Origin of the sequence: Micromonospora globispora (assembly GCF_003857015.1) — a bacterium.
In the GTDB taxonomy this organism is placed as follows: domain Bacteria; phylum Actinomycetota; class Actinomycetes; order Mycobacteriales; family Micromonosporaceae; genus Micromonospora; species Micromonospora globispora.
The window spans coordinates 1-12,575 of sequence record NZ_QGGF01000441.1 but is presented as its reverse complement, the minus strand read 5'-3'; the positions used below and the strand labels follow the sequence as shown (position 1 = coordinate 12,575).

Below are 12,575 nucleotides of genomic sequence, written 5' to 3'. Positions count from 1 at the left end.
GCTGGTGGACGTGCCCGGGGTGCAGGAGGCGGTGGAGCAGATCCTGGCCGCGGAGCGGGCCGAGGCGGAGCAGCAGGCGGAGAAGCTGCGGGCGGAGCTGGCGGAGATCGAGGCGCGCCTGGCGGAGTTGCGCGAGGCGCGCTGACATGCGGCGGGTTCGGTGGCGGTTGACGATGTGACAGGCAAGGCCGGCGCGCCCCGCTGATCGTCGGGGTGCTCGTCGCCCTCACCTGACGCTCGACGACGACGACGGCGCCCGCCTGTCGCTCGCCCGATCGTTCTGCCGTCACGGTTGCGACGAGATCGTCGGTGATCGGCACCGTCACCGCGGTGCCGATCAGAGCGGCGTGCGCGAGCGCTTCGTCCCCGTCCCGTGCAGCGGGGCCCGGGTCGCAGCGAATCCGTTGCTTGTCGTGGGCAGTGTGTGGAATTTCCGGCGGCGCACCACCCGCCTACGTCGCGTCGCCTGGCAGGTCTACGGCCGCCTTGAGGGCCTGGGCCGATCCTGCGTCCCACGGATTCGGCGATGCAGGGTCAGGGAGTCTTCGGCAGGCGTCGGGCCATCAGGCCACCGGCGGAGCGGGAGCGACGTTTTCGTTGTCCACGCCGGCCGCGAGCCGTGTCGCCGCTCGCAGCGGTCGTCTGATCACGGTCCGCCCCGACCTCTTGTGGTGTTCTACGTCACGCGCTACGGTGCCTCATCAGGTCATCATATGACCTGCGTAGTCCGGATGACGAGGCAATCGAGACGGAGCGCACGGCATGCAGGACGCCGCGAGGATGGCACCAAAACGGGTCGGAGTGGTCGGCCTCGGCGCGATGGGGATGGGCATGGCCACCTCGCTGCGTGCCGCGGGCTTCGAGGTCGGCGTCTTCGACGTCCGGTCCGAGGCGTCCGCATCGTTCGCCCGCGACGGCGGGACCGCGTTCACCTCCCCCGCTCGGCTGGCCGAGACCGTGGACGTCCTCGTCAGCGTGGTCGTCAACGCCGCCCAGGTGGAAGAGGTCCTCTTCGGCGTCGACGGCGCCGCGGACCGGCTCCGTCCGGGCAGCGTGTTCGTCATGTGCTCGACGGTCGACCCGCAGTGGTCGATCGGCCTCGAGCGCCGCCTCACCGAGCGGCACATCCGCTACCTCGACGCCCCGATCTCCGGCGGTGCGGCCAAGGCCGCCGTTGGCGAGCTGACCATGATGACGTCCGGTGTCCCCGAGGCCTACGCCATCGCCGACCCGGTGCTCGAGGCGATGAGCCAGACCGTCTACCGCCTGGGCGACAGCGCGGGAGCCGGCTCCAAGGTGAAGATCATCAACCAGCTGCTCGCCGGAGTGCACATCGCCGCGGCGTGCGAGGCGATGGCGCTTGGGATCAAGGCGGGGGTGCGCGCGGAGGACCTGTACGAGGTCATCACCCACAGCGCCGGCAACTCGTGGATGTTCGAGAACCGGATGGCACATGTCCTGGCGGGCGACTACAGCCCCCTTTCGGCGGTGGACATCTTCGTCAAGGACCTCGGGCTCGTCCTCGACAGCGCGGCACCCCTGCGAGCGCCCCTTCCCCTCGCCTCGACGGCCCACCAGATGTTCCTCCAGGCATCTGCAGCCGGGCTGGGTCGCGAGGACGACAGCGCCGTCATCAAGATCTTCCCGGGGGTCGACCTGCCGGTACCTGCCGAGTCGTCCACGAGCGAGGTGGCGGCAGATGCCTGACAAGGGAATCAAGCTGGGCTGCATCGCCGACGACTTCACCGGCGCGACCGACCTCGCCAACAACCTCGTCCGCGCCGGCATGCGTGTCGTGCAGATGATCAACGTACCCGACCTGTCGATCGCGGAGAGCGTGGAAGCCGACGCTGTCGTCATCGCACTGAAGTCACGAACCATCCCGGCCGCCGAGGCCGTGGACGTGTCCCGCGCCGCCCTCGCCTGGCTGCGGGCGGCGGGCGCCGAACAGATCTACTTCAAGTACTGCTCGACCTTCGACTCCACTCCTGCCGGGAACATCGGCCCGGTCACCGAGGCACTCATGAAGTCCCTCGACACCGACTTCACCATCGCCACGCCCGCCTTCCCGGACAACGCCCGCACGGTTTTCAAGGGTCACCTGTTCGTCGGGGACGTCCTGCTCAGCGACAGCGGGATGCGACACCACCCGCTCACGCCGATGACCGATGCCAACCTCGTCTCAGTCCTGGCCGCGCAGTGCGCGACACCCGTCGGCCTGATCGACTACCGCGTGGTGAGCGAGGGCGCCACCGCGATCCGCGCGCGTGCCGAGCAGTTGCGCACCGAGGGCGTGGGCATCGCCATCGTCGACGCGGTGAGCAACGACGACCTGCTCCGACTCGGACCTGCCCTCTCCGGGATGCCGCTGGTGACGGCCGGCTCCGGTGTCGCCATCGGTCTCCCGGCCAACTGGGGCATCATGCCCTCGAGGTCCGCCTCGGCCCTACCGCCCGCCACGGGTCATCAGGCCGTGATCTCAGGGTCGGTCTCAGAGGCCACCAACGGCCAGGTGAGCGATCACCTCCGGCGCGGCCTGCCGGCGTACCCGGTCGACCCGCTCGGCATCGGAAGCGGGCAGGACGTCGTCGGGCAGGCGCTCGCGTTCGCCGACCAGCACCTCGCGTCCGGGCCGGTCCTCGTGTACTCGACGGACGGGCCGGAAGGCGTCAGGTCGGTACAAGGCCGGCTCGGGGCGGCGGAGGCGGGGGCGCTCGTCGAGGACGCGCTCGGGCGCATCGCTCGGGGACTCGTCGACCGGGGCGTGCGGCAGCTCATCGTCGCCGGCGGCGAGACGTCAGGAGCAGTCATCCAGGCGCTCGGTGTCGATCAGCTCCGGATCGGCGAGCAGATCGACCCCGGTGTGCCGTGGTGCACCACGCCGCTTCCCGGCGGCGAGACGCTGCACGTGACCCTCAAGTCCGGCAACTTCGGCACACCGGACTTCTTCACCAAGGCTTTCGCCGTGCTCGAAAGGAGCGACGCCTGATGGCGAAGGTCCTCGACGAGACCCTCATCGACGCGGCTCGCGAGCAGATCGTGCGGGTCGGTACCAGCCTCTACCAGCGCGGATACGTCCACGCGAGCGCCGGCAACCTCAGTGCCCGGGTCGGCGACGATGTCCTCATCACCCCGACCGATGCCGCTCTGGGCTTCCTCGAGCCGCAGCGGATCGCTGTCGTCGGCAGCGAGGGGCGGCAGCGCTCAGGAGAGCGCGCGAGCAAGACCCTCGCGCTGCACCGCAGGATCTACGCGGCCATGCCCGACGCGGGGTTCGTCATCCACACCCACTCGACGCACCTCGTGGCGTTGACGCTCTCGGGTGTCCACTCCCCCGAGGACATCCTCCCGCCGATCACGCCGTACTACGTCATGAAGGTCGGGCACGTCCCGCTCATCCCCTACTACCGTCCGGGCGACCCTGCCGTCGTCGATCTCGTCGAGGAAGCCATCGTCAGGAGCGCCCGCGGCGGCATCCGGCTCGGCGCGGTGATGCTCGAACGCCTCGGGCCCGTGGTCTGGGGACCCTCCGCGGCGGCCGCCATGGCCGTTCTCGAAGAGCTCGAGGAAACGGCCAAACTCTGGCTCCTCACCAACCGCCAACCGGATCCACTCACCCCCGAAGCGATCCAGGAGCTCAAGGACACATTCCGCGCGCCCTGGTGACACACCCACTCCCGTCCCCCACATGGAGAGGTCGCATGTCCACCTCAGTCTCCCCACCCACCGCGGCCGTCGACCGACAGCGTGAGAACGCTGTGTTCCGCAAGGTCGTCCTGCGGATCGTCCCGTTCCTCATGCTCTGCTACGTCGTCTCGTACCTGGACCGGGTCAACGTCGGATTTGCCAAGCTGCAGATGTCTGACGACCTGGGCTTTAGCGAGGCAGCCTTCGGTCTCGGAGCCGGACTGTTCTTCATCGGCTACTTCATCTTCGAGGTCCCGTCCAACGTGCTGCTTCAGAAGGTCGGGGCCAGGGTCTGGATCGCCCGGATCATGATCACATGGGGGATCGTGTCCGCGGCCTTCATGTTCGTGAACAGCGAGGCGATGTTCTACGTCCTGCGCTTCCTGCTCGGTGTCGCCGAGGCCGGCTTCTACCCGGGTGTGATCCTCTACTGCACCTACTGGTTCCCGTCGCACCGTCGCGCCAAGGTCATCGCCCTGTTCATGTCCGCGATTCCGCTGGCCGGCATCTTCGGCAACCCGCTCTCGGGCTGGATCATGGACCAATTCGACGGCCGGAACGGCCTCCAGGGCTGGCAGTGGATGTTCCTCCTCGAGGCGATCCCTGCTGTCCTTGTCGGCATCTGGACGCTGTTCTACCTCGACAGGGGCGTGCGCAGCGCCAAGTGGCTCGACGAGGAGGAGAAGCAGGTCATCGAGACCGCCATCGCGAAGGACTCCGCCCACAAGGACGTCCACGCACCCATCTGGGACGCGTTCAAGCAGCCGAAGGTGTGGCTCATGTCCCTCATCTACTTCTGCTTCGTCATGGGCCAGTACGCCCTGACGTTCTGGATGCCCACCTTCGTCAAGTCGACCGGTATCGAGGGAGCCCTGGCCATCGGCCTCCTGAGCGCGATTCCCTACCTCGCCGCCCTCATCACGATGAATCTCTTCGGCTGGTCGGCTGACAAGCGTCGCGAGCGGCGCTGGCACCTCGTCGTGCCCGCGCTGATGGGAACGGTCGGCTTCACCCTGGCCTCAGCGTGGAGCGGCTCGACCGCCCTGTCCCTCGTCGCCCTGTCGATCGCGGCGGCCGGCGTGCTGACCTGTGCCCCGCTGTTCTGGTCGCTGCCCACGTCGTTCCTCGGCGGCACGGCTGCGGCAGCAGGCATCGCGGTGATCAACTCGGTCGGCAACCTCGCCGGCTTCGTCAGCCCGTACATGATCGGTGCCATCAAGGACGCCACGGGATCGACCCAGCTCCCGATGTACGTCCTGGCCCTGGTCCTAGCCGTCGGCGCCGCCGTCGTCCTCACCACCAGGAAGGACGTCGTCAACCGCTGACGACCCGGCCGCACAGCTCTTCCTGAAGGAAACCCTCATGCCCAGATTCGCGGCAAACCTGTCGATGATGTACGCCGAGCACGACTTCCTCGATCGTTTCGCGGCTGCCGCCGCGGACGGGTTCCAGGGCGTGGAGTACCTCTTCCCCTACGACCACGACGCCTCGGAGCTGCGGACTCGTCTGGACGACCACGGGCTCCGGCAGGTGCTGTTCAACGCCCCTCCTGGCGACTGGGCTGCCGGGGAGCGGGGCATGGCCTCGATCCCCGGCCGCGAGGCGGAGTTCCACTCCTCCTTCGGTCAGGCCCTCGAATATGCCGCGGGGCTGGGGTCGTCGCGCATCCATGTCATGGCCGGCCTCGTGCCGTCCACCGACGATGCGCGCGGCCGGGAGCGCAGGCTCGACGTGTACGAGGGCAACCTCGCGTGGGCGGCCGGCCAGGCCGCCCACGCGGGAGTCGACGTGCTCATCGAGCCCATCAACCCGCGGGACATGCCCGGCTACCTGCTCTCGCGGCAGCAGGAGGCCCACGAAATCGTCGAGCGCATCGGGGCCCCGAACCTCAAGGTGCAACTTGACCTCTACCACTGCCAGGTCGTCGAGGGCGACCTCACCACGACGCTGCGCCGCGACCTGCCGACCGGGCGCGTCGGCCACCTGCAGGTGGCGGGCGTCCCGGACCGCCACGAGCCCGACACGGGAGAACTCAACGTGTCCTACCTGTTCAGCGTCATCGACGAGCTCGGCTATGACGGCTGGATCGGGTGCGAGTACCGTCCACGAGCCGGCACGAGTGAGGGCCTGGGCTGGCTCACCGCCTGGCAGGGGGTGTCGGCATGAGGATCGTCATCACCGGTGGCTTCGGCTTCATCGGCGCCCAGGTAGCCGCCGAACTGCTGGCCCGAGGATCGTTCCGCGGCACGACCATCAGCGAGGTGGTCCTTGCCGACCGCTTCGTCCGACGTGACCTCCCCATCGCAGACGACGCCCGCGTGAGTGTGGTCGAGGGCGACCTGCTCGCCTCGCTCGACGCCGTGTTCGCCGAGCCCGTCGACGTCGTCATCCACTTGGCGTCGGCGGTCTCCGCCGAGTCGGAGGCTGACTTCGACCTCGGGATCCGCTCCAACCTCGACTCGACGCGTGCCCTGCTGGACTCGGCGCGGCGGCAAAGCGGGTCGGGCGGGCCGGTCCCCGTCGTCTTCTTCTCCAGCAGCGTCGCCGTGTACGGGTCGGACGACTCCCTTCCGCTGCCCTCGCCCGTGAGCGAGTCGACCCTCGCCGCGCCCCAGTCGAGCTACGGCACCCAGAAACTCGTGTGCGAGCAGCTCATCGCCGACTACACCCGCAAGGGCTTCATCGACGGACGCGTCGCGCGGCTGATGACCGTGGCGATCCGGCCGGGCAAGCCGAATGCGGCTGCCTCCGGGTTCCTCTCCGGGATCATCCGCGAGCCGTTGGCCGGCACTCCCGCCACCTGCCCCGTCGACCCTGATCTTCGCGTCGCCCTCGCCTCGCCGCGGGCCACGGTCGAGGGGATCCTCGCCGTCGCTGGCGCCGACCGCGGCCACCGACCGGGGCAGCTCGTCGGCCGCCTCCCGGTCAACCTTCCGGCGCTCACCGTGACGGTGTCCGAGATGCTCGACACGCTTCGACGCGTCGCCGGGGATGCGGTCGCCGATCTCGTGACGTTCAGCCCTGACCCCGCCGTCGAGGCCATCGTCTCCTCCTGGCCCGCGGTGTTCGACAACAGCCGGGCGGCGACGCTGGGTCTCTCGCCGGATCCCGACTTGGAGTCCGTCGTACGCCAGTACCTCGATGACCACCGCGATACGGTGTCCCCGGCGGTGCTGGCCACGGGAGCCGAAACGACGGGCGGATAGACTCGGATGGTGCTACCCAAGGTGCGTGGCCCCGTCCGGTTGGCCGACCGCGTCGCCGAGCTCCTCACCGACGAGATCCGCTCCGGGCGTCTCGCCGTCGGCGACAAGCTCCCGACCGAGGTCGAGCTCGTCAAGCAGCTGGGCGTGAGCCGTACGGTGGTTCGGGAGGCCGTCTCGCGGCTGCGCAACGCCGGGCTGCTCGAGCCCCGGCAGGGACTCGGCGTCTTCGTCATGGCGCCGAGGATGGAGCCGCTCGACCTGTCGATGGAGGCATTGGAGACACGGGCGAAGGTCCTCCAGATCGTCGAGGTCCGTCGTGCCATCGAGGCCGAGGCCGCAGCTCTCGCGGCCGCACGTGTGACGTCCGACGACGTGGTGCGGATACGGCAGGCGCTCGTCGCCATCGACTCGGCCGTCGCTGAGGGCCGTGACGGTGTGGATGAGGACCTGGCGTTCCACCGCTGCGTCGCGGAGGCGACCCACAATCCCGTCCTCGTCGCGACGCTGCGTTACGTCGGCGAGGTCATGCGCGGTGGCATCCGCGTCACACGCGCCAACGAGGCCCGGCGCGACGACTTCATCCAGCAGGTCCGACGCGAGCACCACGCCATCGCCGAGGCCATCGAGTCCGGCGACTCCTCGGCCGCGGCGGCCGCGGCACGCACGCACATGAGGCAGGCGGCCGAACGACTCCAGGACGCCGGAGAGACCTTCTGGAATGAGGCGGCCGGCCTCGACGGCGGCCTCAGCAAGTCCCTCTGACCCCCCGGCGATGTGGCGATCGGTGACGTTGGCGTACGCCGAGGGTGAGTGGACGGTGGCGGCGCAGCAGGGCAGCAAGGCCCTGGCGAAGCCGTACGTGGTGAAGCCGGCGGAGGCGCTGCGGATGGTGGCGCTGGTGGACGTGCCCGGGGTGCAGGAGGCGGTGGAGCAGATCCTGGCCGCGGAGCGGGCCGAGGCGGAGCAGCAGGCGGAGAAGCTGCGGGCGGAGCTGGCGGAGATCGAGGCGCGCCTGGCGGAGCTGCGCGAGGCGCGCTGACCCCGGGTTGAGGCGGGCGGTGCCGTCGAGGAGTTCGGGGCCTTGGCCCAGCCGCCGAGGTCGGTCAGCGGCCGGTGTGGTGGTCGAGCAGCCGGGTCAGCAGCCGGGTCAGCTGGTCGCGTTCGGCGGTGGACAGCGGCGCGAGGAGGGTGTCCTGGACGCGGTCGAGGGTCTCCCCCATCCGGCGTAGTTCCCGGCCGCCGGCGTCGGTGAGGGTGACGACGTTGCGGCGGCGGTCGGCGGGGTCGGGTGAGCGGCGCACGAGGTCCTTCGCGGCGAGTTCGTTGAGGACGGCGACCACGTCGCTGCGGTCGATGCCGCAGCGGCGGCCCAGTTCGGCCTGGCTGGCCGGGCCGCTCTCCTCCAGGGCGGCGAGCAGGCGGTAGTGGTAGCCGCGGGCGTCGAGCGCGCCGAGTCCTTCGGCGACGAGGCGGGACGCGTGCGCGGCGGTCTGGGTGAGCAGCCAGCTCGGCGTGGTGCGCAGTCGGGCGGGTGCCTGTGGGCCGGTGGCGGCGGACTCCATGGTGGGCAGCCTACCAGGAATCGTTGGCACAACCCACGATCCCTGATATGTTGGCCGAACCAACGTTGGTCATGCCAACACAGGAGGAATGATGTCGTCACCCACCCTCAACGGCCAGGTCATCGGTCAGGCCCACTACGCCACCCGGGCCGTCCTCGAGCGTGAGCTCGCCCGCGCCGGAGTCTCCTTCCAGCAGTCCGTCGCCCTCAACGCGATCACCGCCGAGGGCGGCGTCGCCGCGCGGGCCGACCTCGTCCACCGGATGACCGGCGCCCTCAAGGTCGACGAGGCGCCGGTGCGTGCCACCCTCGACGAGCTGACCGCCGCCGGGCTGCTGCGCGAGCTGCCCGCGGCAGGCTCGGGGCTCGCGCTCACCGACGCCGGCCGGGCGTTGCAACGCCGGCTCGCCGACACGGTCGCCGCCATCAGCGCCCGGCTGTACGCGGACATCCCCGCCCAGGACATGGCCGTCGCCGGACGTGTCCTGACGCTGGTGAAGCAGCGCGCCGACGCGGAGCTGACCCGGACCTGAACGCAGCGAAGGGCCGGTGCGACGCGCTCGCACCGGCCCTTCGCGCCCCGCGCCCGCAGGCTCGTCAGTGCTGCGGAATGTGCGCGACCCCGATCCGCTTGCGGAACACCCAGTACGTCCAGCCCTGATAGGCCAGCACGATCGGGGTGAACACCACCGCCACCCACGTCATGATCTTCAAGGTGTACGGGGTGGAGGAGGCGTTGGTGGCGGTCAGCGTGCCGGCGGCGTCCAGGGTCGACGGCAGCACGTTCGGGAACAGCGCCGCGAACAGGGTCGCCACCGCCAGGGCGATCGCCACCGCCGTACCGGTGAACGCCCAGCCCTCCCGGCGTGCCCGGGCGGCGGCCAGACCGCCGACCAGCGCGAGGGCCGCCCCGACGGCGAGCACGACGGCCGCCGCGCTGGAGCGGATGGTCAGCGTCCAGGTCAGGAAGGCCACCGCCACCACCGCGGTGCCCACGCCGAGCTTCACCGCGAGGGCGCCGGCCCGCTCCCGGATGTCCCCGGTGGTCTTCAGGGCGATGAACACCGCGCCGTGGGTGAGGAACAGGGCCAGGGTCGTCACCCCGCCGAGCAGGGCGTACGGGTTGAGCAGGTCGAACAGGCCGCCGACGTACTCGTGGTCGGCGTCCAGCGGCACGCCGCGCAGGATGTTGGCGAAGGCGACGCCCCACAGGATCGCCGGCAGCAGTGAGCCGAAGAAGATGGCCTGGTCCCAGCGGCGCTTCCAGGACGCCTCCGGGCGCTTGTGCCGGTACTCGAAGGCCACGCCGCGGGCGATCAACGCGAGGAGGATCAGCAGCAGCGGCAGGTAGAAGCCGGAGAAGAGGGTCGCGTACCACTCGGGGAAGGCGGCGAACATGGCGCCACCGGCGGTGATCAGCCACACCTCGTTGCCGTCCCAGACCGGGCCGATGGTGTTGATCAGAACGCGGCGTTCCCGGTCGTCGCGGCCGAGCACCGGCAGCAGCATGCCGACGCCGAAGTCGAAGCCTTCGAGGATGAAGTAGCCGGTGAAGAGCACGGCGACGAGGAGAAACCAGACGGTCGTCAGTTCCACGATGGGCTCCGGGATCAGTAGGCGAAGGCGAGCGGGCGCTCGGCGTCGTCGGTGTCGACGGGTTCGGGTGCCGGGGTGAGGTCCGGTACGCCGGCCTTGGCGTAGCGGACCAGCAGCTTGAACTCGACCACGGCGAGGGCGGCGTAGATCAGCGTGAAGGCGGTGAACGAGGTGAGCACCTCGGCCAGCGACACGGTCCGGGAGACGCCGTTGCGGGTGAGCATCTCGCCGAAGACGATCCACGGCTGGCGGCCCATCTCGGTGAAGATCCAGCCGAAGGAGTTCGCCAGCAGCGGCAGCACCGGCATGACCAGCCCGGCGCGCAGCAGCCATTTGCTGGTGGGGGTGCGGCCCTTGCGCTGGGTCCAGAGCACCAGCAGGGCGATCGCGGCGGCGGCCATGCCGAGGGCGATCATGAACCGGAAGCTCCAGTAGGTGACCGGGATGATCGGGGTGTAGCTGCCAGCGCCGTACTGGCTTGCGTACTGGGCCTGCAGGTCGTTGATGCCCCGTACGGTGCCGTTCGGGTCGCCGGTGGCGAGGAACGACAGCAGGTACGGGAGCTTGATGGCGAACAGCTCGCGGCTGCCGTCGAGGCTGCCGACGGTGAGCACCGAGAACGAGGCGGGGCTCTCGGTGGTGTAGAGGCCCTCGGCGGCGGCCATCTTCATCGGCTGCACGTCGGTCATGATCTTGCCCTGGATGTCGCCGGTGACCATCACCAGCGCCGAGGAGATCAGCACCACCCAGGAGCCGAACTTCGTGGCGAACCGGTACGCGCCGGTGTCGGCGCTGTCGGAGTTGCGGATCACGTGCCACAGGCCGACCGCGACGATCAGCGACCCGGCGACCAGGAACGAGCCGGCGAGGGTGTGCGGGAAGGTGACCAGGGCGACCTTGTTGGTGAGCACCGCGAAGAAGTCGGTGAGCTCGGCGCGGCCGGTGGTCGGGTTGAACCGGTAGCCGACCGGGTTCTGCATGAACGAGTTCGCGGCCAGGATGAAGTAGGCGGACAGGTTGGTGCCGATCGCCGCGGCCCAGATGCTGGCCAGGTGCAGCCGCTTGGGCAGCCGGTCCCACCCGAAGATCCACAGGCCGATGAAGGTCGACTCGAGGAAGAACGCGACCAGGGCCTCGATGGCCAGGGGCGCGCCGAAGATGTCGCCGACGAAGCGGGAGTAGTCGCTCCAGTTCATGCCGAACTGGAACTCCTGCACGATGCCGGTGACCACGCCCATCGCGAAGTTGATCAGGAATAGCTTGCCGTAGAACTTGGTGAGCTTCAGGTACCGCTCGTTGCCGGTGCGGTGCCACAGGGTCTGGAGGATGGCCACCAGGATCGACAGGCCGATGGTCAACGGTACGAAGAGAAAGTGGTAGACGGTGGTGACACCGAACTGCCAGCGGGCGACGTCCAACGCGTCCACCTGAAACCCCCAGCTGTTCATACTACGAGACGTAGTAGATACTACTCGGCGTCGTAGAAGAATCGGCAGGGTCCGGGGTCCCGATCCCACCCGGGACCAATGACCCTGATCACCTCTGCCGCAGGGCCCGGGATCGGGCCACGCGCCCACCCCGCCGCGTGCGACCATCCAGCACTGATGGACACCCCGACCACGTGGCGGCCACCGCTGATCTGGCGCGCCGCGCAACTGCTCGCCCGCGGCATCGTCGGCGCGGTGGCCCGCCTGGAGGTCAGCGGCGGCGTGCCCGCCGACCTGTGCCGCGGGCCGCTGATCCTGGCCGCCAACCACATCAGCCCCTTCGACCCGGTGGTGCTGGCCGCCGCCTGCCGCGCCCGGGGCGTCGCCCCGCGGTTCATGGCCACCGGCGGGCTGTTCCGCGCCCCCGTCCTCGGATCCCTGATGCGCCGCGCCGGGCACATCCGCGTCGACCGCGGCACCGCCTCGGTCCACCGGGCCCTGGACACCGCCGCCGAAGCCGCCGCCCGGGGATCGGCGATCCTGGTCTACCCCGAGGGGCGCATCGGCCTGGACCCCGGCCTGTGGCCCGAACGCGGCAAGACCGGCGCCGCCCGGCTCGCCATCGCCAGCGGCGCCCCGGTCATCCCGGTCGCCCAGTGGGGCTCCCACGAGGTGCTGCCGTACCGGGCGCCCACGGGGATGCTGCGTCGCCTCGCCCGCGCCGTCGTGCGCCGGCCGGTGATCCGGGTGCACTTCGGCACCCCGATCCTGCTGCGCGACCTGCACCCCGGCACCCCCGGCGCGGCCCGGCGGGCCACCGACCGGATCATCGACGCGATCACCGAAGACCTGGTCCCGCTGCGTCCCGACGAGCCCGACCGGCCCCGGTACGTCGATCCCGGCCGCCCGGTCGACACCAGCCGCTCCCACCGCCGCCGGCTTCCCGGAAGCTGACCGGAGCTGATGCCCCGATCTCGCTGTGACGACCGCCGCGACGGTGAGACCCTTCGGCCGGGGCACCCCGTCCCGCCGAGGAGGCACCCATGACCGCACCGACCGTCCTGATCACCGGCACGTCCACCGGCAGAGGCCTGGAGA

The 12,575-nt window shown here is 70.0% G+C and carries 12 protein-coding genes and 2 pseudogenes; 11 read left to right on the top strand and 3 right to left on the bottom strand.

Annotated elements, in window-relative coordinates:
* From DKL51_RS37565 to DKL51_RS23665, 9 genes and pseudogenes are all read left to right on the top strand, one after another.
* Positions 1 to 145 (top strand): annotated as a pseudogene (locus tag DKL51_RS37565) (DUF5320 domain-containing protein); the annotation flags it as partial.
* A 635-nt stretch (positions 146 to 780) separates the two neighbouring features.
* Positions 781 to 1,707, top strand: a complete 927-nt coding sequence (ltnD, locus tag DKL51_RS23700; RefSeq protein ID WP_124812508.1) for an L-threonate dehydrogenase — start codon at positions 781 to 783, stop codon at positions 1,705 to 1,707.
* Positions 1,700 to 2,989 carry a 3-oxo-tetronate kinase gene (otnK, locus tag DKL51_RS23695; RefSeq protein WP_124812507.1) on the top strand — a complete coding sequence of 430 codons (1,290 nt, stop codon included), beginning with the start codon at positions 1,700 to 1,702 and terminating at the stop codon, positions 2,987 to 2,989. Before ltnD ends, otnK begins: the two co-directional genes overlap by 8 nt.
* Positions 2,989 to 3,666: a class II aldolase/adducin family protein gene (locus tag DKL51_RS23690; RefSeq protein WP_124812506.1), complete on the top strand. Its 678-nt coding sequence runs from the start codon at positions 2,989 to 2,991 to the stop codon at positions 3,664 to 3,666. Before otnK ends, DKL51_RS23690 begins: the two co-directional genes overlap by 1 nt.
* Positions 3,667 to 3,701: 35 nt before the next feature.
* A complete protein-coding gene (locus tag DKL51_RS23685; RefSeq protein WP_124812505.1) occupies positions 3,702 to 5,012 on the top strand; it encodes an MFS transporter in 1,311 nt (436 codons plus the stop codon).
* Between the two features lie 37 nt (positions 5,013 to 5,049).
* The gene (otnI, locus tag DKL51_RS23680) at positions 5,050 to 5,853 is read left to right on the top strand and encodes a 2-oxo-tetronate isomerase (RefSeq protein WP_124812504.1); all 804 of its coding nucleotides are present in this window, start codon (positions 5,050 to 5,052) and stop codon (positions 5,851 to 5,853) included.
* Positions 5,850 to 6,893, top strand: coding sequence for a D-erythronate dehydrogenase (denD, locus tag DKL51_RS23675; protein WP_124812503.1), 1,044 nt, complete (start codon positions 5,850 to 5,852; stop codon positions 6,891 to 6,893). Before otnI ends, denD begins: the two co-directional genes overlap by 4 nt.
* Before the next feature lie 6 nt (positions 6,894 to 6,899).
* Positions 6,900 to 7,655: a FadR/GntR family transcriptional regulator gene (locus DKL51_RS23670; protein WP_124812502.1), complete on the top strand. Its 756-nt coding sequence runs from the start codon at positions 6,900 to 6,902 to the stop codon at positions 7,653 to 7,655.
* Between the two features lie 19 nt (positions 7,656 to 7,674).
* Positions 7,675 to 7,932: pseudogene (locus DKL51_RS23665) on the top strand (DUF5320 domain-containing protein); the annotation flags it as partial.
* A 64-nt stretch (positions 7,933 to 7,996) separates the two neighbouring features.
* Here DKL51_RS23665 and DKL51_RS23660 read toward each other — a convergent pair.
* Entirely contained in the window at positions 7,997 to 8,455 is a 459-nt protein-coding gene (locus tag DKL51_RS23660) for a MarR family winged helix-turn-helix transcriptional regulator (protein ID WP_109965914.1), read from the bottom strand.
* A 91-nt stretch (positions 8,456 to 8,546) separates the two neighbouring features.
* On the opposite strand from DKL51_RS23660, the gene DKL51_RS23655 reads away from it, so the two are divergent.
* Positions 8,547 to 8,987, top strand: coding sequence for a winged helix DNA-binding protein (locus tag DKL51_RS23655; RefSeq protein WP_221623231.1), 441 nt, complete (start codon positions 8,547 to 8,549; stop codon positions 8,985 to 8,987).
* A gap of 64 nt (positions 8,988 to 9,051) precedes the next feature.
* Here the strand turns inward: DKL51_RS23655 and cydB are convergent, their stop codons facing one another.
* Both cydB and DKL51_RS23645 read right to left on the bottom strand, forming a co-directional pair.
* A complete protein-coding gene (gene cydB / locus DKL51_RS23650) occupies positions 9,052 to 10,050 on the bottom strand; it encodes a cytochrome d ubiquinol oxidase subunit II (RefSeq protein WP_109948139.1) in 999 nt (332 codons plus the stop codon).
* A 14-nt stretch (positions 10,051 to 10,064) separates the two neighbouring features.
* Entirely contained in the window at positions 10,065 to 11,477 is a 1,413-nt protein-coding gene (locus DKL51_RS23645) for a cytochrome ubiquinol oxidase subunit I (RefSeq protein WP_185734902.1), read from the bottom strand.
* Positions 11,478 to 11,654: 177 nt separating this feature from the next.
* On the opposite strand from DKL51_RS23645, the gene DKL51_RS23640 reads away from it, so the two are divergent.
* Entirely contained in the window at positions 11,655 to 12,431 is a 777-nt protein-coding gene (locus DKL51_RS23640; protein WP_124812499.1) for a lysophospholipid acyltransferase family protein, read from the top strand.
* Positions 12,432 to 12,575 lie beyond the last annotated feature (144 nt).